Source organism: Litoribacterium kuwaitense (assembly GCF_011058155.1).
Lineage (GTDB): Bacteria > Bacillota > Bacilli > Bacillales > DSM-28697 > Litoribacterium > Litoribacterium kuwaitense.
The window spans coordinates 99,870-126,428 of the sequence record NZ_JAALFC010000001.1; the positions used below are offsets into that span (position 1 = coordinate 99,870).

Annotated in this window: 25 protein-coding genes and 3 pseudogenes; 24 read left to right on the forward strand and 4 right to left on the reverse strand. The window is 42.4% G+C overall.

Going from position 1 to position 26,559, the window contains the following annotated elements; all coding sequences use genetic code 11:
* Positions 1 to 2 precede the first annotated feature (2 nt).
* From G4V62_RS00520 to G4V62_RS00600, 17 genes and pseudogenes are all read left to right on the forward strand, one after another.
* Positions 3 to 964 (forward strand): annotated as a pseudogene (locus tag G4V62_RS00520) (PhoH family protein).
* A 170-nt stretch (positions 965 to 1,134) separates the two neighbouring features.
* Positions 1,135 to 3,324 carry an HD family phosphohydrolase gene (locus G4V62_RS00525; protein WP_165198831.1) on the forward strand — a complete coding sequence of 730 codons (2,190 nt, stop codon included), beginning with the start codon at positions 1,135 to 1,137 and terminating at the stop codon, positions 3,322 to 3,324.
* Positions 3,325 to 3,329: 5 nt separating this feature from the next.
* Positions 3,330 to 3,806: an rRNA maturation RNase YbeY gene (ybeY, locus tag G4V62_RS00530; protein WP_165198832.1), complete on the forward strand. Its 477-nt coding sequence runs from the start codon at positions 3,330 to 3,332 to the stop codon at positions 3,804 to 3,806.
* Positions 3,778 to 4,167 carry a diacylglycerol kinase family protein gene (locus G4V62_RS00535; RefSeq protein WP_165199072.1) on the forward strand — a complete coding sequence of 130 codons (390 nt, stop codon included), beginning with the start codon at positions 3,778 to 3,780 and terminating at the stop codon, positions 4,165 to 4,167. The genes ybeY and G4V62_RS00535 overlap by 29 nt, the downstream gene beginning before the upstream one ends.
* 104 nt (positions 4,168 to 4,271) lie before the next feature.
* On the forward strand, positions 4,272 to 4,670 hold the full coding sequence (locus G4V62_RS00540; RefSeq protein WP_165199073.1) for a cytidine deaminase: 399 nt from the start codon (positions 4,272 to 4,274) through the stop codon (positions 4,668 to 4,670).
* Positions 4,667 to 5,569 carry a GTPase Era gene (gene era / locus G4V62_RS00545; protein WP_165198833.1) on the forward strand — a complete coding sequence of 301 codons (903 nt, stop codon included), beginning with the start codon at positions 4,667 to 4,669 and terminating at the stop codon, positions 5,567 to 5,569. The genes G4V62_RS00540 and era overlap by 4 nt, the downstream gene beginning before the upstream one ends.
* A gap of 81 nt (positions 5,570 to 5,650) precedes the next feature.
* Complete coding sequence (locus G4V62_RS20220) at positions 5,651 to 5,794, forward strand: YqzL family protein (protein WP_165198834.1); 144 nt, start codon at positions 5,651 to 5,653, stop codon at positions 5,792 to 5,794.
* Positions 5,795 to 5,818: 24 nt separating this feature from the next.
* Positions 5,819 to 6,577 carry a DNA repair protein RecO gene (gene recO / locus G4V62_RS00555; RefSeq protein WP_165198835.1) on the forward strand — a complete coding sequence of 253 codons (759 nt, stop codon included), beginning with the start codon at positions 5,819 to 5,821 and terminating at the stop codon, positions 6,575 to 6,577.
* A 282-nt stretch (positions 6,578 to 6,859) separates the two neighbouring features.
* A pseudogene (glyQ, locus tag G4V62_RS00560) lies at positions 6,860 to 7,746 on the forward strand (glycine--tRNA ligase subunit alpha).
* The gene (glyS, locus tag G4V62_RS00565) at positions 7,743 to 9,809 is read left to right on the forward strand and encodes a glycine--tRNA ligase subunit beta (protein WP_165198837.1); all 2,067 of its coding nucleotides are present in this window, start codon (positions 7,743 to 7,745) and stop codon (positions 9,807 to 9,809) included. Before glyQ ends, glyS begins: the two are co-directional and overlap by 4 nt.
* Before the next feature lie 29 nt (positions 9,810 to 9,838).
* The gene (locus G4V62_RS00570) at positions 9,839 to 10,648 is read left to right on the forward strand and encodes a pyruvate, water dikinase regulatory protein (protein ID WP_165198838.1); all 810 of its coding nucleotides are present in this window, start codon (positions 9,839 to 9,841) and stop codon (positions 10,646 to 10,648) included.
* Positions 10,649 to 10,873: 225 nt separating this feature from the next.
* Positions 10,874 to 11,329 (forward strand): YaiI/YqxD family protein, encoded by a 456-nt coding sequence (locus G4V62_RS00575; protein WP_212508608.1) that lies wholly within the window; start codon positions 10,874 to 10,876, stop codon positions 11,327 to 11,329.
* Positions 11,330 to 11,342: 13 nt separating this feature from the next.
* The gene (gene dnaG / locus G4V62_RS00580) at positions 11,343 to 13,160 is read left to right on the forward strand and encodes a DNA primase (RefSeq protein WP_165198839.1); all 1,818 of its coding nucleotides are present in this window, start codon (positions 11,343 to 11,345) and stop codon (positions 13,158 to 13,160) included.
* A gap of 66 nt (positions 13,161 to 13,226) precedes the next feature.
* A complete protein-coding gene (gene rpoD / locus G4V62_RS00585; RefSeq protein ID WP_165198840.1) occupies positions 13,227 to 14,345 on the forward strand; it encodes an RNA polymerase sigma factor RpoD in 1,119 nt (372 codons plus the stop codon).
* A gap of 277 nt (positions 14,346 to 14,622) precedes the next feature.
* On the forward strand, positions 14,623 to 14,964 hold the full coding sequence (locus tag G4V62_RS00590; RefSeq protein ID WP_165198841.1) for a c-type cytochrome: 342 nt from the start codon (positions 14,623 to 14,625) through the stop codon (positions 14,962 to 14,964).
* A 95-nt stretch (positions 14,965 to 15,059) separates the two neighbouring features.
* Positions 15,060 to 15,755 carry a tRNA (adenine(22)-N(1))-methyltransferase gene (locus tag G4V62_RS00595; protein WP_165198842.1) on the forward strand — a complete coding sequence of 232 codons (696 nt, stop codon included), beginning with the start codon at positions 15,060 to 15,062 and terminating at the stop codon, positions 15,753 to 15,755.
* Positions 15,752 to 16,849 (forward strand): Nif3-like dinuclear metal center hexameric protein, encoded by a 1,098-nt coding sequence (locus G4V62_RS00600; RefSeq protein ID WP_165198843.1) that lies wholly within the window; start codon positions 15,752 to 15,754, stop codon positions 16,847 to 16,849. Before G4V62_RS00595 ends, G4V62_RS00600 begins: the two co-directional genes overlap by 4 nt.
* Before the next feature lie 44 nt (positions 16,850 to 16,893).
* Here the strand turns inward: G4V62_RS00600 and G4V62_RS00605 are convergent, their stop codons facing one another.
* Entirely contained in the window at positions 16,894 to 17,850 is a 957-nt protein-coding gene (locus tag G4V62_RS00605; protein WP_165198844.1) for a 4-hydroxy-3-methylbut-2-enyl diphosphate reductase, read from the reverse strand.
* A gap of 152 nt (positions 17,851 to 18,002) precedes the next feature.
* Here G4V62_RS00605 and G4V62_RS00610 point away from each other — a divergent pair, with 152 nt between their 5' ends.
* A complete protein-coding gene (locus tag G4V62_RS00610; RefSeq protein ID WP_165198845.1) occupies positions 18,003 to 18,905 on the forward strand; it encodes a deoxyribonuclease IV in 903 nt (300 codons plus the stop codon).
* A 79-nt stretch (positions 18,906 to 18,984) separates the two neighbouring features.
* On the opposite strand, the gene G4V62_RS00615 is transcribed toward G4V62_RS00610, so the two are convergent.
* Positions 18,985 to 19,248: a DUF2624 family protein gene (locus tag G4V62_RS00615; protein ID WP_165198846.1), complete on the reverse strand. Its 264-nt coding sequence runs from the start codon at positions 19,246 to 19,248 to the stop codon at positions 18,985 to 18,987.
* A gap of 133 nt (positions 19,249 to 19,381) precedes the next feature.
* Here G4V62_RS00615 and G4V62_RS20490 point away from each other — a divergent pair, with 133 nt between their 5' ends.
* From G4V62_RS20490 to G4V62_RS19645, 5 genes are all read left to right on the forward strand, one after another.
* Complete coding sequence (locus G4V62_RS20490) at positions 19,382 to 20,785, forward strand: two-component system sensor histidine kinase NtrB (RefSeq protein WP_165198847.1); 1,404 nt, start codon at positions 19,382 to 19,384, stop codon at positions 20,783 to 20,785.
* 102 nt (positions 20,786 to 20,887) lie between these two features.
* Positions 20,888 to 21,631, forward strand: a complete 744-nt coding sequence (locus G4V62_RS00625) for a transglycosylase SLT domain-containing protein (protein ID WP_246218173.1) — start codon at positions 20,888 to 20,890, stop codon at positions 21,629 to 21,631.
* Positions 21,632 to 22,059: 428 nt separating this feature from the next.
* Entirely contained in the window at positions 22,060 to 22,806 is a 747-nt protein-coding gene (locus G4V62_RS00630) for a metal ABC transporter ATP-binding protein (RefSeq protein ID WP_165198848.1), read from the forward strand.
* Positions 22,799 to 23,644, forward strand: coding sequence for a metal ABC transporter permease (locus G4V62_RS00635; RefSeq protein WP_165198849.1), 846 nt, complete (start codon positions 22,799 to 22,801; stop codon positions 23,642 to 23,644). Before G4V62_RS00630 ends, G4V62_RS00635 begins: the two co-directional genes overlap by 8 nt.
* Positions 23,645 to 23,727: 83 nt before the next feature.
* Complete coding sequence (locus G4V62_RS19645) at positions 23,728 to 24,105, forward strand: DUF4190 domain-containing protein (protein ID WP_246218174.1); 378 nt, start codon at positions 23,728 to 23,730, stop codon at positions 24,103 to 24,105.
* Here the strand turns inward: G4V62_RS19645 and ispG are convergent.
* Positions 24,098 to 25,310: pseudogene (ispG, locus tag G4V62_RS00645) on the reverse strand (flavodoxin-dependent (E)-4-hydroxy-3-methylbut-2-enyl-diphosphate synthase). The gene G4V62_RS19645 and the pseudogene ispG sit on opposite strands and share 8 nt — an antisense overlap.
* Positions 25,311 to 25,393: 83 nt before the next feature.
* Positions 25,394 to 25,756, reverse strand: a complete 363-nt coding sequence (gene yqfZ / locus G4V62_RS00650; RefSeq protein ID WP_165198851.1) for a protein YqfZ — start codon at positions 25,754 to 25,756, stop codon at positions 25,394 to 25,396.
* A 161-nt stretch (positions 25,757 to 25,917) separates the two neighbouring features.
* On the opposite strand from yqfZ, the gene G4V62_RS00655 reads away from it, so the two are divergent.
* The gene (locus G4V62_RS00655) at positions 25,918 to 26,541 is read left to right on the forward strand and encodes an NfeD family protein (protein ID WP_312855397.1); all 624 of its coding nucleotides are present in this window, start codon (positions 25,918 to 25,920) and stop codon (positions 26,539 to 26,541) included.
* Positions 26,542 to 26,559: the final 18 nt, after the last annotated feature.

The following is a 26,559-nucleotide window of genomic DNA, read 5'->3' on the forward strand; positions in this document are numbered from 1 at the left end:
GCATGACTGAAGAGCTTCACCGTATTCATCTAGAGCTTTTAGATGCTAACGAAACTCAAATATTATTTGGGACAAACGACGTATTTCTAAAACTCATTGAAGATGCGCTACACATTTCATTGGTTACTCGAGGCGAGTCAATTCTCGTCAACGGCAGTTTAGAAAAAGCAAAACAAACCGAGAATATTTTAAAAACGTTGCAACGTTTAATAAAAAAGGGGCTTCTCTTTCGGAGCGAGATGTCGTATATGCTATTCAGCTTTCTGAAAAAGATGAGCTTGATCATATGGAAGAGCTCTACTCACAAGAGTTGCTTAAAAATACGAAAGGCAAAGCCATTCGTGTTAAGACACTTGGGCAAAAGAGATATGTGTCTGCAATTAAAAATCACGATTTAATTTTTGGAATTGGTCCTGCAGGAACAGGAAAAACGTATTTAGCTGTCGTGATGGCGGTGAAAGCATTAAAAGAAGGTCACGTCAAACGAATTATTTTGACGAGACCTGCTGTCGAAGCTGGTGAAAATCTTGGTTTTTTACCAGGGGATTTAAAAGAAAAAGTAGACCCATACCTTCGCCCGCTTTACGATGCATTGCACGATGTGTTTGGTGTTGAGCAGACTGTCCGTTTGATGGACCGTGGTACGATTGAAGTCGCTCCCTTAGCCTATATGAGAGGTCGAACGCTTGACGATGCCTTTGTCATTCTTGATGAAGCGCAAAATACAACCTCGGCGCAAATCAAAATGTTTTTAACGCGTTTAGGCTTTGGCTCTAAAATGATGATTACCGGTGACATTACACAGATTGACTTACCAAAGGGAGTGGCGTCTGGGCTGACAGTTGCCAAAAAGATTTTACAATCAACGCCTGGAATTGCATTTGTTTATCTCGAAGAATCAGATGTCGTTCGTCATCCTTTAGTACAGCGGATTATTCACGCTTATGATCAATTTGATGATTGACGCTGATGTGAAAGAGACCCGGGTCGTGGGTCTCTTTTTCAAAAGATAGTCTGACTGATGTATAAGAATTTGTTGGAAACACAACATGAGATTAAGCGCTCGTAACGATCAACGTATGAATCTAAAGCAGGCGTCCATGTGCTTTTGTTGTGCTTGGAGGGACGGACAAAATGAAAAAATGGAAACCATTATTTTCAAAACGTGTTCAACAGCTTCAAAAACGATTCGGATTTGTATTGTTTGCTGCTATCCTCGCCATCGTGACGTATGCAGCTACTTTTACAAATATACAACCAGAAAAGCTTGACGTCAGTTTGTTTTCTGTTGCACCAAAAGATATTTATTCGCCTGTGACAACAGAAGATGAAGAAGCGACAGAAGCGAAGGTTGAAGAAGCACTTTCTAAAGTAGAGAATCAATATACTCTAAAGAGGGATTATGCACAAAATCAAGTCGATACGTTATCGAAGTTGTTTCAAGCGATCGAAAATGAGCGCACAGCGGCGAAGGAAGCACAGGAAGCGGCGGAAGACGAAGCGTCGAAAAAAGATAATCCTGATCATCAAAAAGAAGACAAGGCAGAAGCCACTGCTGAAGAGGCTGTAACAGTAAAAGATGTCAAGGATCAGTTGTCACCTGATGTTTATGGCGAATTTTCACAGGAAACCATTAAAGGTTTGTTGGATACAACACCTGAGCAGTTAGAAATCGCACGCGATGCGAGCATCACATCTGTTCATCGTGTCATGGAGCAACGTATCGCCGTTGAAAATTTAGAAGAACGCAAAGAAGAGGTACGCCGAGAAATATCTTATACAAGCTTACCGCAAGCGTTAAAACAGACTGTCTCAGATTTGGCGGCGGGAATGATTATTCCAAACTACGTGTATGACCCACAAGAAACGTCGAAACAACGGCAGGAAATTCGTGACGATATTGAGCCAGTTATGATCCAGATGGGTCAGCTGATCGTTAAAGAAGGTCAGCTCATTGATCGGGAAATCTATCGGATGTTAGAGCTCGTAGGTGTTCTTGATCAGTCGACAAATTTACTCCCTTTTATTGGACTTGCCTTATTAACGGTTCTTCTTGCTGTACTTATTGTGTATTACGCAAAAGACCTAAAAGATGCTACGCGATCCGTCCAAGTGTATCAATACATCTATTTAATTATATTTTCTGTCGTGCTACTTATGATGAAAATCATTAGTTTTATTCAGCCTGAAAATCAAGATCAGCTTGGGCTCCTTGTGCCGGTAGCTGCAGGCACAATGCTAATTAAGTTACTCATTAACAATCGAATGGCAGTCATTACAAGTATCGCACTTGCATTTACAGGTAGCCTCATATTTAGCGGCAGTGTGCCAGGGAATTTTAATTATGACTTATTTTTGTATTACTTAGCCAGCGGATTAGCAGGTACACTCTTTTTAAGCAAGCGAAACCAGCGTTCGCAAATTTTACAAGCAGGGCTCATTGTTGCTTTTATTAACGCAGTCGTCGTCACAGCATTAACGTTCGTAGGCTATGATCAGGTAAGTGATTTATTGCTAGGTGTCGGACTTGCGATTATTTCCGGAGTCGCTTCATCGATTTTAACGCTCGGCCTGTTACCTTTTTTTGAAGCAGGATTTGGCGTTCTCTCGACGATTAAACTCATTGAACTATCGAGTCCGAACCATCCACTGCTTCGTAAAATTTTAGTCGAAACTCCTGGTACTTATCATCATAGCGTGATGGTGGCTAATCTTTCCGAAGCAGCTTGTGAAGCAGTCGGAGCCAATGGATTACTTGCACGTGTAGGAAGCTATTATCATGATATCGGCAAAACGAAGCGTCCACACTTTTTTATTGAAAATCAAATGGGAATGGAAAACCCGCATAATAAAATTGCTCCTCAATTAAGTAAAACAATTATTACGGCCCATGCGACCGATGGCGCAGAGATGCTGAGATCGCATAAAATGCCTAAAGAAATTGTTGATATTGCAGCTCAGCATCACGGAACGACGCTCCTTAAGTATTTTTACCATCAGGCCAATGAGCAAGCTGATAAAGAAATTTCCGAAGCCGAATTTCGCTATATAGGACCAAAAGCGCAGACGAAGGAAGTGGCAATCATTGGTATTTGTGACTCGGTTGAAGCAGCTGTTCGTTCATTGTCGAAGCCGAATCCAAATAAAATCGAGACCATCGTTCGGTCTATTATTTCGGATCGCTTACAGGATGGTCAGTTTGATGAATGTGATTTGACGTTAAAAGAACTCGATCAAGTTGCACGGTCCATTTGTGAAACGTTAAAAGGGATATTCCATTCAAGAATTGAATACCCCGATATGGCAAAGAAAAAGGTGAAATAAGGAAAATGAATATTGATGTCATTGATGAGACTGGCGCATTAGGTGAGCAAGAGCTTTTGGCGTTTGAAGAGCTTCTCACCTATTGTGCGAAACAGATGAACGTCCCTTCGGAAAGTGAAATGTCTTTAAGCTTTGTGGATGATGAGGCTATCCAATCGTTAAATGCTACGTATCGCCAAAAAAATGTACCGACCGATGTTCTTTCTTTTGCTATGCAGGAGACTCTTCCTGAAGATACATATGAGGCGCAAATAGATGAACCGATGTTACTTGGTGATGTTGTCGTCTCGCTTGACACAGCGAAACGTCAGGCGGAAGAGTATGGTCATAGTTTAGAGAGGGAACTGTCTTTCCTAACCGTTCACGGACTTTTGCATTTATTAGGGTATGATCATATGAACGAAGCGGATGAGCGTGAAATGTTCAAACTACAGGAGGCGCTTTTAAGTGGCTATGGGATCGAGAGAACCGGGGAATCGTAGGCCTTTTTGGTATTCATTTGTTGATGCAAGTCGTGGTATATTCCATGCTGTACGAACCGAGCGAAACATTAAAGTTGATTTACTGGCGGCAAGCATTGTGGTCGTCGCAGCCTTATTCTTTCAAGTGACGAAAATGGAATGGCTTCTTTTGCTCTTAACCATCACAATGGTGTTATCACTTGAATTGATAAACACGGCCATCGAGCGTGCGGTTGATTTAACGACGACAGAGACGAAGGTCTTGGCAAGACAAGCGAAAGATGTGGCTGCAGGAGCTTGTTTCATCGCTGCGATGGCCTCTGTCATCATCGGATTCGTCATTTTTTTCCCCTATGTCATTCAATTTGTAGAATCGTCGTGAATTCTTGTTTTTTTAGGAAGTTTTAGGGGAACTAATGCGGAATGAGAAGGTTTCCATTAAAATAAAATACACGCCCCCCAAAAGGCAGGAAGGGTTGCTTATTGATGAAAAAGGATTCATTGTTTGACAAAGCATTAAAGGCACGTGAGCAAGCGTATACACCTTATTCGGATTTTCCGGTCGGTGCAGCTCTTTTAACGGAAACAGGAGAACATGTACTTGGTGCAAATATTGAAAATGCTTCGTATGGTTTGACAAACTGTGCAGAGCGTACCGCATTTTTTTCGGCTCGAATGAATGGTCATTCGTCGTTTAAAGCTTTAGCTGTAGTTGCAGATTCAAAGCAGCCAGTGCCTCCGTGTGGTGCGTGCAGACAGGTCATGGCTGAATTTTGCCCACCCGATATGCCTGTTTATTTATATAATCTTGCAGGAGCGTGCAAAGAAACGACGGTCAGTCAGTTGCTTCCGGGCTCTTTTTCAAAGGAGGATATGGAAGCGTGAGTTATCGTTCAGGATTTATTTCGATTATCGGTCGACCAAATGTAGGAAAGTCGACGTTGCTAAATCGCGCTGTCGGTCAAAAAATTGCCATCATGAGTGATAAGCCACAAACGACGCGCAACAATATTCAAGGTGTACGAACAACAGAAGAGAGTCAAATGGTTTTTATTGATACACCTGGTATCCACAAGCCGAAGCATCGACTTGGAGACTTTATGTTAAAAATGGCCGTCAACACGCTCACTGGCGTAGATGTCATTCTTTTCGTCGTTAATGCAACTGAGCAGCCTGGGAAAGGCGATCAAATGATCATTGACCGCTTTCAATCCGTATCAACACCAGTCATTTTAGTGATGAATAAAATCGATCTTGTGCATCCAGAAGATTTACTGCCGCTTATTGACGCTTATAACAGTTTATATGCTTTTAATGAAATCATTCCAATTTCCGCAAAGGAAGGGAATCATTTCTCTGCGTTGTTATCTTCTATTCAAGAAAAATTACCAGAGGGTCCTCAATATTATCCTGCTGACCAAGTGACCGACCATCCTGAGCGCTTCATTATGCAGGAGTTAATCCGAGAGCAAGTGCTTTATCTCACAAGAGAAGAAGTTCCTCATTCGGTCGCGGTTGTGATGGACCAAGTCAAGCAGCGTGAGAGTGGGGCGGTTTATGCCGCCGCAACCATTATCGTGGAGCGTAAATCCCAGAAAGGTATTTTGATTGGAAAAGAAGGCGCCATGCTAAAAAAAATAGGGCAGCTCGCTCGTACTGAGATGGAGCGTCTGCTTGGGTCGAAAATATATTTAGAGCTGTGGGTCAAAGTTAAAGAAGACTGGCGTAATCGTCCGCATCATCTTCATGAATACGGCTTTGATGAGCGTGAGTATTTGGATTGACAAAAATTGTGCAACATGAAATGAGACGATCCGAGTTAAGCTAAGGACACAAAGGCGATCGTTAAAAAAGGTGGGGTTCTTATGCTACAATTATCATGGCAAGTGTTTGCCAAGACGGGAAGCGTAGACGCTTATCTCTTGTTAAAAGAAGCAGAGCGCTTAAAATGTGAGCAAAACAAGAAAGACGAAGCCTCAATGATTAGCTGTAATAAACCAGTGTCTTAAAAAAGGATAGGAGGCGTGCGCTTTATGCTCCATGTGTGTGAAGGCATTGTTTTACGGTGCACGCCTTATGGCGAAACTCATTTAATTTGTACGTTATTTACACGTGAACGAGGCAAATGGGCCGTGATGGCTCGCGGTGCTAGGAAGAGCAAAAGTAAGCTAACTGCAGTCACTCAGCTATTTACACACGGGCATTTCTCAATTCGTGGAGAACGTGGCATGGGAACACTCATTCAAGGAGAAATTTCAACATCACTTCGTGCGGTTAGAGAGGATCTTGAAAAAACGGCAGCTGCAGCGTGTATGGTTGAGTTGACTGATCGTTTGACAGAAGATCACGTTTCGGATCCCGCTTTGTTTGAGGTGTTAAAAAAGTCTTTGCACCTATTGCAACAGGGGATTGACCCAATGGTGATTCTAGCAATTTATGAAACAAAATTGAGTACATATGCAGGAATAGCACTGATTTTAAATCAATGTGCACATTGTCGTCAGGATAAACCCCTGTCAGCTTTTTCAGCGAGCGAAGGCGGGATGCTCTGCAACAGTTGTGCATCCAAACAACCATATGCAATTTATGTAACACCGGCAATTCCACACTTGCTGCGTTTATTTATGGAAGTGGATTTAAACCGGCTTGGAAAAGTGAATGTGTCTGATGCGAACAAGCGAATGCTTCGTCAGATTTTAACGACTTATTTTGACGAAGCAGCAGGAATCCGTTTAAAAGCCAAACGTTTTTTAGAGCAGCTGGATCGCATGAATGATGAACACGACCATTGACAAGCTCGGGTGGATTGGCTATGATTTGTGTAGTTTATTTAGTAAGTAAATATCGGTGATGAAGGAATAAGTACTCTGTTGCGTGCGATAAAGCGAGTCTGGGATAGTGGAAGCCAGATACGGACCAGCAGACGAAAGGCGCTCCTGAACCATGGAATGAAAGCGGCTGGGTAGTTTCATTTTCTCAGCAAATAGGGTGGAACCGCGGAATACAATCCGTCCCTATGTCTTCGGGCATAGAGGCGGATTTTTGTTTTGTCATTTTAAAAGAGGTGATTATTGATGAACTTGCAGGAAATGATTCTTGCATTACAAACGTACTGGTCAGAACATGGTTGTATTCTGACACAGGCGTACGACGTTGAAAAAGGTGCAGGTACGTTTTCGCCGATGACATTTTTACGAAGCATCGGCCCGGAGCCTTGGAATGTAGCGTATGTTGAACCGTCCCGGCGCCCAACAGATGGTCGATACGGTGAAAATCCAAACCGTTTGTATCAACATCACCAATTTCAAGTCGTCATGAAGCCGTCCCCAGATGATATTCAGGAGAGGTATCTTGGATCATTAGAGGCATTGGGGATCAATCCCCTAGCACATGATATACGCTTCGTTGAAGACAACTGGGAGTCACCGACGTTAGGTGCTTCAGGTTTAGGTTGGGAAGTCTGGCTAGATGGGATGGAAGTTACCCAGTTCACTTATTTCCAACAAGTCGGCGGTTTAGAGGCGAATCCTGTCTCCGTGGAAATTACGTATGGTCTCGAACGGCTCGCTTCTTACATTCAAGATAAAGAAAATGTATTTGACTTGGAGTGGACGAACGGCGTCACTGTAAAGGATATCTTTTTACAGCCAGAATACGAACACTCAAAATACACCTTTGAAGAAGCTGACACAGACATGTTGTTTCATCTGTTTTCTATGTATGAAAAGGAAGCCGAGCGTATTATTGATTTAGAGCTTGTTTTTCCAGCATACGACTACGTTTTAAAATGCTCACATACCTTTAATTTGCTTGATGCTCGTGGTGCTATTTCTGTGACAGAGAGAACGGGATATATCGCGAGAGTTCGTCATTTAGCGAGAAAGGTCGCCCGGGCATATTATAATAACCGAGAAGCAAGAGGTTTCCGATGCTGAAACAGGAAGGAGAGGATCAGGAATGACACGACGCTTCTTACTTGAAATCGGTTTAGAGGAGCTTCCTGCTCAATTTGTTCAGCCTGCGGAACAAGATCTACGACATTCGATCGAAGCGTGGCTGAAAGAGCAACGCCTGTCGTTTCAATCCGTCCTTTCATATTCGACGCCACGAAGACTAGTTGTCGCCGTTGAAGGGCTGAGTGAAAAGCAGAGCGATTTACAAAAAGAGATGCGCGGTCCGGCAAAGCGAATTGCTTTAGACGAAGAAGGTAATTGGACAAAGGCTGCTCAAGGGTTTGCTAAAGGTCAAGGCGTGGCTGTCGCTGACTTGACAGTTCGGTCTGTCAAAGATCAAGAATATATCTTTGCACAGGTGCATGAGCATGGACAGCCAACGGAGGACTTACTTCCAGGTATACGAGACGTCATTACGCAACTGTCATTCCCAAAAAGTATGCGCTGGGCAAATAGTGAACTTCGGTACTTACGGCCGATTCGCTGGCTTGTTGCTTTGTATGGTGATAACGTCGTTCCTTTTACGATCGAAGGCGTTCAGAGCGGTCATATTTCAAGAGGACACCGCTTTTTAGGCCATGATGTGTCGTTAGCGAAGGCATCAGATTACGAAGAATTGCTCCGTTCTGCGTACGTTATTGTAGACCCGAACGAGCGTCGTAAAATGGTTACAGCGCAAATGTCAGAAATAGAAGAAAAGCAACAGTGGAAGATTCAACGGGACGAAGCCCTTTTTGCAGAAGTCATCAATCTTGTTGAATACCCCACAGTTTTATTTGGCCGTTTTGCGACAGAGTTTCTTGAGTTGCCAGAGGTCGTTTTAATTACGACCATGAAGGAGCACCAGCGTTATTTTGCTGTGAAAACAGAAGAAGATACGTTGGCACCATATTTTGTTACGGTCCGAAACGGAGACAGCGCGTATCTTGACAATGTTCAACGCGGAAATGAAAAAGTACTTCACGCTCGTTTAAAAGACGCCCAATTTTTCTATCATGAAGATCAAAAGCTGACGATTGGCCAAGCTCAAGAGAAATTAAAAACCGTCGTATTTCATGAGAACTTGAAAACGATGTTTGATAAAAGTGAACGTAATGAGAAGTTTGTTCGAACGTTGACGACTGAGCTATCGTTTGATGAAGCGACGTCCCAAGCAGCAGCACGCGCGGCCAAGATTGGAAAGTTTGACCTCGTCACGTATATGGTCGATGAATTTAGCGAGCTTCAAGGTAAAATGGGTGAAGTATATGCTTTGGCTAAAGGCGAAAATGAGCTGGTGGCCAAAGCGATCGATGAACAATATAACCCTCGATCCGCCGAAGGCCAACTGCCTCAAACAAAAGCAGGAGCCATCGTCGCCCTTGCCGATAAAATGGATACGATTGCCGCTTTCTTCTCGAAAGGGTTGATTCCAACTGGCTCACAAGATCCATTTGCATTAAGAAGGCAAGCATACGGTGTTGTTCAAATTCTGCGCCACTATACGTGGCCCACTTCATTTGCCCAATTGTCTCAGGTGGCTGTTCAAGGGCTTGAAGCAGGGGGATTAACGGCTGGGGAAAAGACAGTACAAGAAATGATTGCCTTTTTAACTCAACGCTTAAAGGCGTTGCTATTGGATGAAGGGGTTGCTCACGACATTGTCGAATCTCTTCTTGACATACAGTCAGGCGTGCATTGGACATTCGCTAAAGCAAATGCGTTAACACAAGCAAGAAACAATGATCCATCTTTCAAGCTTCACGTAGAAGCGATGGCACGGGTGGCAAATTTAGCGGAAAAAAGTACGGATGATACAGTAAATTCCACCCTTTTGAAAGATCCGAACGAGCAGCAATTGTTTGCTGCCCACGAAACACTCAAAGCTGAGCTAGCCATTGCGATTGAACAACAGGATGCTGCCCGAGCTTTGGAAGTGCTAAGCCGTTACACACCAGTGATTACCCAGTTTTTCGACAAGGTCATGGTCATGGCAGAAGACGAAAAGGTTAAAAGGAACCGTCTTGCTTTAATGGCTACGCTACAAACGGCGTTTTTGTCATATGCGGATATGCGCAATATTCATGTTTAATCACGAAGAGCTGATAAAGGAGGCCACTTGTGACGTCAATCGTTTATATCGTTTCAGATTCGGTAGGTGAGACAGCGGAATTAGTTGCTAAAGCAGCGATGAGTCAATTTGAGCATTCGTACTTTGAGCTAAAGCGTGTTCCTTATGTGGAAGATGAGGGCACACTAAAAGAAATTGTCCAGCTTGCAAAACAGCAAAATGCGCTCATTGGTTTTACACTTGTCATTCCGCGCATGCGTGAGACGCTGCTTAAAGAAGCTTCGGTGCACAATGTCCCTGTAGTCGACTTAATCGGTCCGCTGATTCAAAAAATGTCTACGGTGTACAATAAAGTCCCTAAAAATCAACCGGGCCTAGTGCATAAACTAGATGCAGATTATTTTCAAAAAGTCGATGCAATTGAGTTTGCTGTTCGCTATGATGATGGACGTGATAAACGAGGCGTTTTACTTGCTGACATTGTTTTAATTGGTGTATCACGCACGAGTAAAACACCGTTATCTCAATATCTTGCCCATAAAAAGATGAAGGTCGCTAATGTGCCAATGATTCCTGAGGTAAAGCCTCCACAAGAGCTATTTCATGTATCACCAGCCAAGTGCATTGGACTAACGATTCAACCTGAAAAATTGAACGATATACGGCGTGAACGCTTAAGATCGCTCGGCTTAAAAGAAAATGCAGGGTACGCAGACCCTGGACGAATCCATGAAGAGCTCGCCTACTTTGAGGATGTCATTCAGCGTATTGGCTGCCATGTCATAGACGTTACGAATAAAGCCGTTGAAGAAACAGCAAATTTAATCCTTTCCGTTGTGGAACATACAAATAAAGCATAAATAATGGGAGCAGGCACTCCCATTACATTTTTTTGTAAGCATATGTATAGATTTTAAGGATACGATGTATTATAATAAGAAATTGCGTCTGGTTGTTGAATCGCTAAAATTCGACAAATAGCGCAATTTTCTTTACTATAAGACAAATTTCTGAAAGTTAAAACATAAAATGCCTAGAAGGATTCTTCGGGGTGATGTAGAATAGAAAACTATGACGAAAATAGGTTGTCAATTTATGTGGATGCGGATGCGTGCCCAGTAAAGCATGAGATACAGCAAGTCGCACGATCGTTTGCAATCGATGTATTTCTTGTTGCGTCTTACGCTCATTATTCACCTTCTCGCGTAGGTAAATGGAAATACGTCGATTCGACTAAAGAATCCGCAGATCTCTATATTGTCAACCATGTGCATACAGGAGATATTGTCATCACTGATGATTATGGCCTTTCTTCGTTGCTAGTACCTAGAAACGTTTATGTATTGACGTCAAGAGGGAAAACAATCCATGAAGGAAACATTGATACCTACCTTGAGCAACGATTTTTAGCCCAGAAAGCAAGAAATGCTGGTTATCGAACAAAAGGGCCTTCTGCGCTGAAAAAAGAAGATAAACAGAAGTTTGTCGAACGGTTACAAGCTCTGTTGCACTCACTTATTGACAATGAATGGCCACAGTAACGGAGGTGGTACGATGAGCCAACGAATTCCGGAGGAAACGGTGGAGGCGATTCGTCAATCGGTGGATATTGTCGATGTCATCGGCGAGTATGTACAACTAAAAAAGCAAGGTAAAAACCATTTCGGACTCTGCCCGTTTCATGGAGAAAATACGCCTTCATTCTCTGTATCAGAAGACAAGCAAATCTTTCACTGCTTTGGCTGTGGGGTAGGTGGAAATGCCTTTCAATTCTTAATGGATTATAAAGGCATTTCGTTTGTTGAAGCCGTTCAATCATTAGCAACACAGACAAATGTCGCATTGCCTGACGCGTCACACGTACCCACATCTCGACAATCACCTGAACAACAGGCCGTGAAAGAAGCCTATGAGCTTGTTACAAAGTTATATCATCATTTATTGATGAATACAGAAGAAGGGGCTATAGCTAGAGAATACGTGCAGCAACGCGATATTCATCTCGAAACAGCCAACCTGTTTCGCTTAGGATATGCTCCCGACTCGTGGCAACTCACTGTACAATTTTTGGAGAAAAGAGGGTATGATTTAGCTTTAATGCATAAAGCTGGATTGATCGGATTTTCAGAGCACAAAGAACGGTATTATGACAAGTACCGAAACCGTCTGATCTTTCCCATCGCTGACACGAATGGGACGATTATTGCGTTTGGCGGACGTGCGATTGCGCAGGAGATGGAGCCGAAATTTTTAAATACAGCTGAAACCCCTTGGTTTGAAAAGGGAAAAAACCTCTACTCATTTACTTTAGCAAGGCCGGCTGTTCAGAAAGAGAAAGCCCTCTTGCTCATGGAAGGAAACATTGATGTTGTCACAGCGCATCAAGCTGGCTTTACAAATGCTATAGCGACATTAGGCACTGCATTAACAAAACACCAGGCTTTGCTAATCAAACGTGCTGCTTCAAAAGTCACCCTTTGCTATGACCGTGATGATGCCGGGTGTAAGGCCGCTATAAGGGCTGCATCCTTACTCGAGGAAATGGGAGTAGAAGTGCGCATCGCTGAGCTTCCTGAGGGGACTGATCCAGACGATTGTATTCGAAAGAAAGGGGCATCCTATTTTCAGCATGATGTGCTAGGGAATACAAAAACATTGATGGCGTTTAAGATGCAGTTAGCGAGAAGAGGTAAAAACCTTCGTGATGAAGGAGAACGTCTGCATTATATCGAAACTATTTTAAAGGATTTATTAAAACTTCATAGCGAAATTGAAAAAGAACATTATTTAACTCAGCTTTCAGAAGAATTTTCTATATCAGTCGATGTTTTAAGAAAAGAAATGAATCGGCTACGTAAAGATAAGCTTGAAACCGATGTTTTCCCTGAAGAGCCAGCGCTACAACGCCATGTCACTCCTAAAAAAACAACACTGCGGTCTGCTTTTGAAAATGCTGAGCGGTTGCTGCTTACCCATATGCTAAAAGACGCTAATAATGCCGCAAGTGTATACGAAAAAATAGGTGTGTCTTTTTATGTAGAAGCGCATCAAGCGATTGCCACGCATCTTTACGCATACTATGAAGAGTATGACACAATGGACATTCCCCAGTTCATTGCACGTTTAAATGATGCGCGGTTGGAAAGCCTTGTATCAGAACTAGCATTGACAGGGCGTCAAGAGGCACTTTCTGAAAAAGAGCTTTCTGATTGCATACAACAGGTGTTGAATTATCCAGAATGGTTAATGATAAGAAAGAAAGAAAAGCAAAAAGAGGAAGCAGAAAAACGCAATGATTTTAAAATGGCGGCTCAAATTGGTCAGGATATCATTTTGCAAAAACGCAAACTAAAATCTTTGCGATCCGTATAGATGGGGAATAATTCGTTGCCTAACCCTTCGACGGCGAGGCTTGATTTTTTAGAAGGAGGCGGACACATGGCTGAAAAACCAGTTCGTTCAAAAGAAGTAGACGGGGAGCTTACCCTAGAGCAAGCAAAAGAGCAAATCACTGAAGTTGGTAAAAAGCGCGGTTCCATCACTTATGAAGAAATTGCTGAAAAAATGGCAGGCTTTGAGATGGAATCCGATCAAATGGACGAATTCTACGAGTATCTTGGCGATCAAGGTATAGAGGTGATTGGAGAAACTGAAGACGATCCCAATATGCAACAATTGTCCAAGGAAGAAGAATTTGACCTCAACGACTTAAGCGTGCCTCCTGGAGTCAAAATCAATGACCCTGTACGGATGTACCTAAAAGAGATCGGCAGGGTTGATTTGTTATCTGCTGACGACGAAATTCAATTGGCTAATCGCATTGAGCAAGGAGACGAGGAAGCCAAGAGAAGACTAGCAGAAGCAAACCTTCGTTTGGTCGTTTCCATCGCGAAGCGCTATGTAGGGCGTGGAATGCTCTTTTTAGACTTGATTCAAGAAGGAAACATGGGCTTAATTAAAGCGGTAGAAAAATTTGACTATCGCAAAGGCTTTAAATTCAGCACATATGCCACATGGTGGATTCGCCAGGCAATTACGCGGGCGATTGCCGATCAAGCTAGAACGATCCGAATTCCAGTTCACATGGTGGAAACCATTAATAAGCTTGTTCGTGTACAGCGGCAACTTCTGCAGGACCTTGGGCGTGAACCGACACCTGAAGAGATTGCCAAAGATATGGAGCTGACTCCGGATAAAGTTCGAGAGATTTTAAAAATCGCTCAAGAGCCTGTCTCTTTAGAAACACCGATTGGTGAAGAAGATGATTCACATTTAGGTGACTTTATTGAAGATCAAGAAGCGACATCACCATCCGATGCGGCAGCGTATGAATTACTAAAAGAACAACTGGAAGATGTACTAGATACATTAACAGATCGTGAAGAAAATGTACTGCGACTTCGTTTTGGCTTGGATGATGGACGGACTCGAACGCTTGAAGAAGTTGGAAAAGTGTTTGGAGTCACAAGAGAACGTATCCGCCAAATAGAGGCAAAGGCATTACGCAAGCTTAGACACCCAAGCCGAAGCAAGCGATTAAAAGACTTTTTAGAGTAAAGTAACGGGCAAGGGTGGTTTGCTTCCAAGAGGAGCAAACCATTCTTCGGTTTGGTTTTTTCGATCTTGTATTTATTTTACTGAATCTTAAATTGTTTTGCAAATGACCATAGCACATTTTTGTCAATGTTTTCTTCGACGAAATTCGTACAATCTTGTGTCTTTAAGTAAATCATACGGATGAGCTCTTTCTAAACAGGCTCATTTGGAGTAAAATAACTATTGTGCGAGCGTTTTAATAACGCCTCGTTACGAGGGTACATAAGGGGGAGCATTAATGAAAAATCCACTCATGCCATTTTTAACGATTGCCGTTCTAGGCATCATCCTTGTCTTTGGATTGTCAGTATATGGAGTGACGCAACAAGCAGCTGGTGATGGAGAAGGCGAATCTACTCCAGCGACACCTGAAGAAATTTATGCACAAGCTTGTGCTAGTTGCCATGGACAAAATCTTGAAGGGGCTTCCGGGCCAGCGCTTCAGGCGATTGGTAGTAAATACTCTGCGGATGAGATCAAAGGAATTGTTCAAGAACCACCAAGTCAGATGATGCCACCGAATCTCGTTCAAGGAGAAGAGCTGGATGCTTTAGCAGAATGGCTTGGCGAACAACAGTAATATTTGAGTAAAAAGGCAGTTTGCTAAAACTGCCTTTTTGCTATTTTTATTTAAAAGGAACCTATAATAACAGGGTTGAAAAAGGGGACATGTCAATGGACGCGATTCAGTTATCTCATCGTTTGCAAGCCGTTGCCGAGCAAGTGCCGAGCGGGCTCGTTGTAGCAGATATAGGGTCTGACCATGCATTTTTACCGTGCGCGCTCGTCCTTTCCAAGAGGGCTCCATATGCGATTGCTGGAGAAGTGAATGAAGGCCCCTATCAATCGGCAAAGCAACAGGTGGCTTCTTTAGGGCTGGCAGATTATATTTCAGTACGAAAAGGAGACGGGCTTTCAATCATTTGTGAAGGTGAAGTCGATTGTATTACAATCTGTGGTATGGGGGGCGTACTCATTTCGACAATTCTTGAGGCAGGCCATGCCGTTCTTCCAGTTCAAAGGCTGGTTCTTCAACCAAATAATGGAGAAAGACCGTTACGTCAATGGCTTTTTAAGCATGGTTGGTCAATTACAGAGGAAGTCATCTTAAAAGAAAACGGAAAAATTTACGAAATTATTGCAGCGGAGCCTGGCGTGAGTGAGTTGGAGGAAGCGGATCTGCTGTTTGGTCCAAAGCTTCGTCAACGAAGCGAAGATTTGGTGTTTCAAGAAAAATGGCAGCAGGAATATAACAAGGTAGAGCGCTTATTAACGTCATTAAATAAGGCTACGACCCTTTCAGAGGATATTGTGCAGAAAAAAGCATATTATCAACAAAAACTATCGATGATTCAAGAGGTGATCACATGAACATTCAAGAAGCGATCGATGTATTCGAACGTTGGGCGAAGCCGTCATTTGCAGTGGAAGGCGACCGCATTGGTTTGCAAATTGGCGATTCTTCACGTAAGCTCACGGGCATTCTCGTGACTCTAGATGTAACCAAAGACGTTGTAGCTGAAGCTGTGCAGTGTGGAGCAAATCTCATTATTGCACACCATCCTTTTATATTTCAGCCTATAAAGAATGTACACACTTCTACTTATCGCGGAGGACTTTTAGCGTCCCTTTTAGCAAATGATCTTTCTGTTTACGTTGCTCATACGAATTTAGACATTGTTCAAGGTGGCGTGAATGATATGATGGCCGAAGCGCTTGGACTCATTAACAGTCAAGTACTCGTCTCAACGAAAACAGAGGCTTTACATAAACTGATTGTTTATACACCAGAGACGCATTCTGAAGCTGTTCATCAAGCAATGGGACAGGCTGGTGCTGGCAGCCTTGGCCATTATCGTGACTGTGCTTTTTCAACAAAAGGGATCGGGATGTTTCGACCGGATAAAGAGGCGACACCTTATCTTGGAAAAGAAGGTGTGTTAGAAAGAGTGGATGAAATTCGCTTGGAGGTCGTCGTAGAAGAGGGGGACATTGAAAATGTACTTACCGCTGCACGACAGGTTCACCCATACGAGGAAATGGCATATGATCTCATTCGCATGGACATTCCAGGCAAGGAATATGGATTGGGACGGATTGGTACCTTGCCTGCTCCGATGACTTTAAAGTCATTTGCAGACCTTGTCAAAAAGAGTTTTGACGTCCCCTTTGTCCGTATCATAGGAAATGAAGATCAGCCTGTAGAAAGGGTTGCAGTCCTTGGCGGGGATGGAAATAAGTATGTCTCAGCGGCGCAAAAACAAGGAGCGGATGTTTTTGTCACGGGTGATTTATACTTTCACATTGCTCAAGATGCGATGTATGAAGGTTTAATGTTAATTGACCCTGGTCATCATGCGGAAAAAATAATGAAACAAGGGGTTGTTGATGTGTTACGGAAAAAGCTTCCCCATGTAAAGATGTACGCTTCACAACTGAGCTCTGAGCCGTTTAAATTAGGATAAGTAAGGAGGTGCTTTTCGCTTTGATTTACGAAAAGCACCTTTTTTTATGTTGTCGATGATTTTTTGGCACGTACTTTTGGAAGGATTTTTCCTAGCTCTAATGTCCACTCTCGTTTCCAAGTGGCTTCGTTCTCCCAAGAAAAAGCTTCAAAAAATGCAATAACTTCACGCACGACTGGTGTAGGTGTTGATGCGCCTGCTGTTACGGCAACAGTCTCTACATTCTTTAGCCAGTCCAGTTCAATATCACGAATGTCAGAAATACGATAGGCCTTCGTTCCAGCTATCTCCTCGGACACTTGAGCAAGCCGGTTTGAGTTGTTGCTGCGTGGATCACCGACGACGATCGTTAAATCGGCTTCCTTCGCTTGCTCAGCAACGGCTTCTTGACGAACTTGGGTCGCCTTGCAAATTTCTTTATGAAACTCAGCCTGAGGGTAACGTTTCGTGATTTCTTCTGAAACATCAATAACGTCCCATTGGCTCATCGTCGTTTGGTTCGTAATGAGAATATGATCATTGTTTATCTGAAGATGTTGAACGTCTTCTGGTATTTCAACTAAATGAACAGCATGGGGAGCAACACCAATCGCTCCTTCCGGCTCAGGGTGCTTTTTCTTGCCAATATACACAATATCATACCCTTCGGCCGCTTTATCACGAATGAGGTCATGTGTCACTGTGACATCTGGACATGTCGCATCTAATACTGTCAGACCCTTTGCTTCTGCTCTTTTTCGAACAGAAGGAGATACACCGTGTGCAGTAAAAATGACCGTTCCATGATCAATGCCTTCCAATAAATCTTCTCTGCTGTCACCATCTAGTGTAATAATGCCTTCTGACTCAAAGGCATCGGTAACATGCGCATTGTGTACAATCATTCCAAGGATATAGATCGGTCTGGGCAGTGTTTTATCCATGGCGGCATTTTTCGCGATCACCATCGCATCAACAACGCCATAACAATAGCCTCTAGGTGCAATTTTAATAACTTTCATTCCAGCCCTCCTCTCAATCACTACCATTATAAATGATACGAGACAGGTTTGACAAAGGTTCCGTGTCACAGGAAGTGTCTGAACATGGAAAAGGCGATGGTGGTATGATACACTCTGTGAAGAATATAGAAAGTGTAAGGTAGGTGGAGAGGATGAAGCTTGGTTCTCATGTGTCAATGAAAGGAAAGAAAATGCTTCTTGGCTCCAGTGAGGAAGCTGTGAGCTACGGTGCTACGACATTTATGATTTATACAGGTGCACCGCAAAATACGAGAAGAAAGCCTATAGAGGAATTAAATATTGCTGAGGGCTTAGAACACGCGAAGGCCCACGGTATTGACGAAATTGTGATACACGCACCGTACATTATTAACTTAGGGAACTCTGTCAAAAAAGAAACCTTTGAATTAGGAGTCTCTTTCTTACGAAATGAGCTTGATCGTGCCAAAGCAATTGGTGCCAAGCAAATTGTTCTGCACCCAGGAGCACATGTTGGGGAAGGACCTGAAAAAGGCATTCAACAAATCATTAAAGGGTTGAATGAGGTGCTCAACGCAAAAGAGGACGTACAAATTGCACTGGAGACCATGGCTGGAAAAGGTTCAGAGTGTGGCCGTACATTTGAAGAGCTCGCTTCGATTATCGATGGTGTAACGCACAATGAGAACCTTTCTGTTTGCTTCGATACATGTCATACCCATGATGCAGGCTACGATATTGTCCATGATTTTGATGGGGTACTGGACGAGTTTGATCGCATCGTTGGCGTTGATCGCATCAAAGTGATTCATGTCAACGACAGTAAAAATGAGCGAGGCGCCGGAAAAGACCGCCATGAGAATATCGGCTTTGGACATATCGGGTTTGATGCGCTTTGGCAAGTCGTTACGCATAAGCAATTTGCGGCGTTGCCAAAAATTTTGGAGACGCCTTATGTCGGAGAAGACAAAAATCATAAAAAACCGCCATACAAGCTAGAAATTGATATGCTAAAAGGTGGATCATTTAATGAGCGTCTCAAGGATGAATTGATGGGTGAAAAAACAAACGCCTAGCCTTTAGACATTAAAGGAGTGTAGACAAAGTGAACTGTAATCTTTGTCTACACTTTTTTACCATTATTTTCACACACGATTACTTTCTCTTGTTTAGAAGTTCATCAAGTAGTTGGTTAAGCTGTTGAGCGGTTTTTGGATCTGTTTCTTGTTCAATCGAATAGATGAGCCTTCTCCTTTGTTGCGTGTCAAATATATTGATTCTTGGCTCTTTCTTCAATATATTTATAATAGAATCTGCTTGTTGTCTATTGATGGAAAAATCATATTTTTTTGCATACTTTAATAATTCATTCGTTGTTAAATTTTTGACTTTTTGATTGACGATATTCTGGATAATCATTTCTTCCCTCCTTGTCACCTTTTTCTTAAAAAGTATGCCATAAGGCGAAAGATCATGAATGGTCTAGGAAGGATAATCGTGGTAATATGCTGTATAGGTATAGTGTGAGACGTAAAAGAGGGGGAAGCATAGCGTGCAATCATACGATCGAGTCGATGACAAGGTCAACGCTTTTGAAGGACTAACTTCAGAAATCCGCCTTGTGCTTGACACCAATGGTGAGATAATAAGCATAAATTCCTATGGGAGAAGAATATTTGAAAAGGAGACATTCTCTTTTTTCGACTACTTTGAAGAAGACGTTCGGCACAAAGCGTTTCAATTTTTGCAAAATGTTACTTTATCTGAGCAGGAACTGAAGGTCAGTCTTCCGATTGTAAAAAAACAACAAAAGAAGAAGCTCGTATGCAAAGGAAAAAAAGGTAAGGGGGGCATTTATATCGTTGCTTTCTTAGCATCTAATGAAAAAAGTGCTGAAGGGGAACAAATATTCTCTCTGCTGAAAAATCAAGAGCAACGCGGACAGCTCCTGCATTTTCTTACAGAACAATTAGATTTAGCGATTATTTTGTTTTCTGATAAGGATACAATTGAGTTCTCTAACAAACGTTTTGAAGAAATGTTTTTAGTTGAAGAAGAGGGAATGATTGGTCAAACACTTTTTGATCTAAATGATGATCATCCGATGAAAGAAACGTTAAAGAGTATTGTGAAAGATACGCGGATAAATAAGAAAGTCAGTGAACGCTATTATTATGAAGACGAAGCATTATTTCAATTTCAAGGCATTTATTTTGAAGATGATCAAGCTGTATTACTTATTATTCATGATCGATCATACCAACAGCGGTTTGAAAATTTGCTCGTATATAAACAACAAATGGAAAGCGTTTCCCAACTTGCAGCTGGTGTTGCTCATGAGTTAAGGAATCCACTGTCAGTCATACGCGGATTTTTACAATTATCCTCGTTAACAAATGATTGGAATAAATATTACAATACAATTCTTAGTGAACTGACACGAATGAACGATATTATTGAAGATTTCCTTTCGGTCTCAAGAAAGAAAATTAACAAGCAAAAGGTACAGCCTCACACCATTTTTAAATCACTCATATACATCATTCGTTCTGAATGTTTGTTACATAACATCACCTTTGAATATCATATCGAGGAGACAGAGGCTTACGTCAACGTAAACGAGGCGATGATTAAGCAGGTCTTACTAAATTTACTTCGAAACACGATCGAAGTTTATGAGGAAAAGTCTAAAAACCGGCGTTTTGTTTTATATACGCGGGTCGCCAATGGAGATTATTATATTACTGTGCAAGATTTTGGAAAAGGGATGTCTCCGGAAGTTTTAGAACAGCTGGGAAAACCGTTTTTTACAACGAAAGAGAAAGGAAATGGTATTGGAATACCGTTATGTAAGAAGATTGTTGAAAGCCATGAAGGGGAATTTCATGTAGAGAGTGAGTTAGGTGTTGGTACAAAAATTACATTCAGCTTGCCTTTGATTCATCATTCGCCTTAAGCATTTTATTAAGGAGGCTCGTCGAGGGTGAAAGAAGTTTAAGGGTTGCAAGTGGAGAAGCAATCCGCTATGATAGTCGTCATGAACAAAGGAGGGATAGGAATGCATCAAAAACGATCGCGTCCAACAATGTTCATGATGCTCACGGCCATCTTACTCTGTGCAGGCATCACCTTTTACTTCAATCTATTGGTTACAGACTTAGAGAATCAAGTTGAAACACTCGAAAAAAAGAATAACGAAAAAGAGCGGATAATGGACCAGTACTCGATCTCACCTGAAATGATTCAGTCTTATGTAAAAAAAGAACGTAACCCTAGTATGGATGGATATACAGACTGGAAGAAAGCAGACAGAGTTGCAGATCAATTTTATCGTCAAAGTGGCGGGAAATTTAAAAAAGAATGGGCACTCTTTCTCGTACAAGAAGCCCAACGCTATGAAATTGACCCATATGTGGTCTATGAGCTCTTAGACGTTGAGAGTGGAGGTACGTTTGATCCGACTTTAGAAGGACCAGAGACAAAATATGGACGAGCTTATGGGATGTCACAGTTTATGAAAAATACCGCACCTTGGATTGCTGAAATGGCAGGTTTGCCTTATAAGGATGAAATGTTGTTTGATCCGATGTACTCAATTCAACTGTCCATTGTGTATCTTGACTTTCTTCACGAGCGATACGACAACTGGGATCAGACGCTAACCGCTTACCATCGAGGTATCTTCGGTATGCACAATTATGTTAAAGAAAACGGTGACGCGAAAAGCTGGTACGCTACACAAATTCAAGCAGACGCAGCGAAGCAAAAGCAAACGTTACTAGCTCAGAAAGGTGACTCATAACAAAAATTCGTTCATCACCTCCTCCAATTGTCCATTTTGGACAAATTTGGAGGTGTTTTTCTCTAAAAAATTGAAGGATGACGTATCACTTCAAATGTCATCATTGTTCTGTGGACAAATGCTCGTTGGGTCCGCCCTGATTATGCACGTTTCATCGAACTTTTCGCACCTAGTTCATTAAGGTAACCTCATGCCTGGCCAGGCTGCAAAATCAATTGATTGGCTAAGGACAAAGTCACCTTGTCTACAGAACTTGATTATTTGCAACGTCTGATTTAAAGCATTTAGCAGGTGGCGCGTATGAAGCGCAACAGGTAGAATTGTGATCACACGTGTCTTTTTATTTTACAATCGTTTGTAGATCAGCTATACTAATGAGCATGTGTTAAATCGTAATCATTCTTAATTAAGATCGTGAGATGAGGAATATGAAGAATCAGTCATCTTTGCCACCTGTATTGCAAATACAAGATCTGTCTTTTACATATGATAAAGAGCTCGTGCTTAGCCATTTATCCTTCACAGTTCCTGCTGGGGCTTTTTTTGGGTTAGTTGGTCCAAATGGTTCTGGGAAATCGACATTGATTGAATTAATTCTCGGCCTGTTGCCTTCAAATGAAAGGGGAAAAATTAAAGTTTTCGGTATTTCTGTGCCATCTTTTACTGAGTGGAGTCGGATTGGCTATATCTCTCAGAAGGCAACAAGCTTTAATCAAGATTTTCCTGTAACTGTTTTTGAAGTGGTCTCCATGGGGTTGGTCGGAAAAAGAGGGCTTTTTAAACCAATTCGGCATAAAGATAAAATGCGTGTCAAAGAAGCTCTTCATGAGGTAGGGATGGCGTCATTTTCGGGGCGCAAAATGTCGCAATTGTCCGGTGGGCAGCAGCAACGTGTGTTTATTGCTAGGGCTCTCGTGAGTCAGCCGGAATTTCTTATTCTTGATGAGCCGACGGTTGGTATTGACGAAGACAGTGTAGCGTCGTTTTATCGTCTTTTACAGCAACTTAACGATGATCATGGGATGACGCTTTTAATCGTGGCGCATGATCGGCATGTAATGAACACATATGCCACTCACGTATTCAGTCTGGGTAAGGGGTATGAACAAAAATTAGATGTGAATTCACACTCTGATCGTGCTTCTCATGTCAAAGGAGGCAGAGAAGGTGATTGAGAATATATTTCGCTTTGAGTTTTTGCAAAATGCTTTTTTAACAGGGCTAATGATTGGGGCAATTGCTCCGCTATTAGGCGTGTTTATCGTTGTGCGGAGGTTAGCGTTATTAGCAGATGCCTTGTCGCATATAACGCTTGCAGGGATTGCTGCAGGGTTATTAGTGCAAGCACGTTTTCCTGTCATGCCGGCATTTAACCCTTTATATAGCGCGCTTCTTTTTTCGGTTGGCGGCGCTTTGCTCATAGAAAAGTTACGCTCCTTATATGTATCATTCCAAGAATTATCGATTCCGATTATTATGTCTGGTGGAATCGCCTTAAGTGTTATTTTTATTTCGATGGCAAATGGTTTCAACCAAGATTTGTTTTATTATCTTTTTGGCAGTATTAATGCGATTTCCCGGGGCGATATGTGGACAGTGGCAGGTATTATGGTGGTCGTATTACTCGCTGTGCTTTTATTATATAAAGAACTCGTGTATATTTCATTTGATGAAAGGCAAGCGAAGACGTCTGGGTTACCTGTCAAAAGGCTTCATATCACATTTATTGTGATCGTGGCGTTGGTTATTGCTGCCAGTATGAGAATCGTTGGTATTTTGCTTGTTTCCGCACTAATGACGCTGCCAGTTGCTGCAAGTATGCGCTTGGCGAAGGGCTTTAAAGAAACGATCTGGTATGCAATCGCTTTTGGGGAAGTGGCTGTTATTGGAGGACTTGTCATATCGTATTATTTAGAATGGCCTTCAGGTGGTACTATTGTACTTTTATCCCTTCTTCAGCTTTTACTCGTCGTTTTATGGCAAAAAGGTTTAAAGCGTGTCCTTGCTTCATAAGGGCGCGTTTTTTGTATTTTTGTATAGTCTTTATACCTCAGAAGCATACTATGCTTGCTCTTCTATCCGAGGAGGTGTAAAAGATGGAAAAAGAACAAAACAAAGATGATGTGCAAAACCATATAGCGAGAAATCATCAAGGCTACACAGAGGAGAACCACTCGTATTTAGAGGAGACGGCTGCCGAAGCAACATTTGCCGATGCGGAGCTTATGCAAGCAGATGCTGAACAAGAGGTGCAGCAGGAATCCGAGGCAGATTCAAATGCAACTGGTTTAAGCGGCGTAGCGCTGGCTCTTTCCATCATTGCTTTATTGATCTGGCCAGTCCTTTTAGGTGCGGCTGGTATCATTATAGGCTTTGTAGCTCGGAGAAGAGGCGCAGGGGCGATGGCCAATTGGGCAATCGGTATCGGGACAGTTGCTATTGTGATAAGCCTGTTCTTTGCCCCCTTCATATAGTGATGAAACTGTTTAAGTAAGCAAAAAATGACCTCGGACAAAACCCCGAGGTCATTTTTAATGGAGTGCAAACTTTAAACGTAGCAAAGCACGTATCATGCTTCAACTTCTTTTTTTGCTTCTTCTTTTTTGCGATGCTCTTCAGCTAAGATGTCAATTTCTTTTTTCAACTCTTCAACCATCGTTTCTTCCGGTACTTTACGCACAGTTTTTCCATGTCTAAAGAGAAGACCCTCACCTTTGGCCCCGGCAATCCCAATATCAGCTTCACGTGCTTCGCCAGGTCCGTTAACAGCACATCCTAGAACGGCGACTTTAATCGGTGCTTGTATTTTTGAAATGTATTCTTCAACTTCGTTTGCAATTGAAATGAGATCAATTTCAATTCGTCCGCATGTCGGACAGGAAATAAGCGTCGCTGCATTGGAAGCTAGTCCAAACGTTTTCAATAGCTCACGTGCGACCTTCACTTCCTCGACAGGGTCAGCAGATAAAGAAATGCGCAGTGTATTTCCGAGCCCTTTACTGAGCAACGTTCCAATACCAGCAGCACTTTTTACCGTGCCGGCGAATAAGGTTCCAGATTCGGTGATGCCAAGGTGAAGGGGGTAGTCAAATGCACGTGCGGCTTTCTCATAAGCTTCAACGGCTAATTCAACATCCGAGGCTTTCATGGATACGATAATGTCATGAAAGTCGAGGTCCTCAAGAATCTTAATATGATGGAGCGCGCTTTCGACCATTCCATCGGCTGTTGGATAGCCATATTTTTCTATGATGTGTCGCTCTAATGATCCGGCATTTACACCAATTCGAATCGGAATATTTTTTGCTTTTGCGGCTGTCACGACCTTTTCGACATTTTCACGCTTACCGATGTTACCCGGGTTAATGCGGATTTTGTCTGCTCCACCCTCAATCGCTTTAAGGGCAAGCTTGTAGTTAAAGTGAATATCGACGACAAGCGGAATATTAATGCGTTTTCTAATTTCTGGTATTGCATCCGCGGCTTTTTCATTTGGACAAGCGACACGGACAATTTGGCAGCCAGCTTCTTCAAGCCGTTTAATTTCAGCAACTGTTGCTTCGACATCATCCGTTTTGGTCGTTGTCATACTTTGAATAATTAATTCATTCGAGCCGCCGATTGTTAAATCTCCAACGTTGACGGGTCTTGTATCTTTACGGTGTGTGATCTCACCCAATGATCATCTCTCCTCTTTATGAGCCTAGATGTGTTCCTATCTGCTATTGTAACAATACGAATGCTAAAATCAAGAAAAACCCATTATGAATCATGATATAATGGGAAGCGGTAGGCTTGGCCTGCTCGAATCTCGCTTGCTTCAAGTTCATTCAGAGACAAAAAATCTTCTGTAATTTGTTCGATTGGAACAGGCAGATGGTTTTCGTGCAACTGTTCAATAATACCGAGTACAGTATCTCCCGGCGCCACTTCAATGACTGTAAAGGTGGGTTGCACTCCTGCGGGCACGGTTTGGGTGTCTGTAACAAACTTGCTGTATTGAGAATTTTGCTGAGCAACATCGCCCGAAACTGCCGGAACAGTAGGTATAGTTCCACTTCTTATATCATAAACAATGGCATAAATGATGGCAAAGCTTAGAACGAGGATGATAAACTGTTTCATAATGTTTGTCCACCCTTTCCGGTCTCTATAATTTCTAAAATTATATGAGGAGAGTGGACGAAATATGCCATAGAATGTATTTGAAACCTTTAGGTCGGCTTTTTCGTAATATAATTACAACAAAATTGTAGAGGGGTGAAGGCCATGCTGTTGGATTTCGTGTGGATGGGCATGATCGTCGTTTTTTGGCAACAGCTTTTATGCTCGGTGAGGTTCTCGTGAGGACAAAAGGCTTTATGGGACTGCTTGGATTGGCATTAATGCTGTTTTATTTTTCTTACCATGTCTCTGGAGAAGCACTCATTTGGATGGCTACCATTTATATTATAGGCGTTGTCATGATTATTATTGATGGCAAAGTTTTAAACGATGGAACGCTTGGTGTCCTAGGAGTCATTTTGATGATGGTAGCTGTAGCGGTACCTGCGCCTACAATCACATATGGTGCGTCGGTTATTTTCGGGATGGCGAGTGGGACAGCCGCTTCTCTGTTGTGGCTAAAAGTATTTCCGCGCCGAAGAATGTGGGAAAAAATTGCCCTGAAGGATCGTTTAACGAGCGAGGATGGTTATAACTCGATCAATGAAGGTTACCATTCGCTCGTTGGTCAAGAGGGTGTCGCTGTGACAGATTTTAGACCAACGGGTACAGTGCGTGTTCAAGACAAAGATTATAGCGCAGTATCAGACGGTAAATGGATAAAATATGGGCAAAAGGTAAAAGTACTGTCAGTAGACGGGACGCGTATTTTAATTGTATTAAATGAGGAAAGTGCTGAAAAATAAGTTGTTGTTAAACAAAGT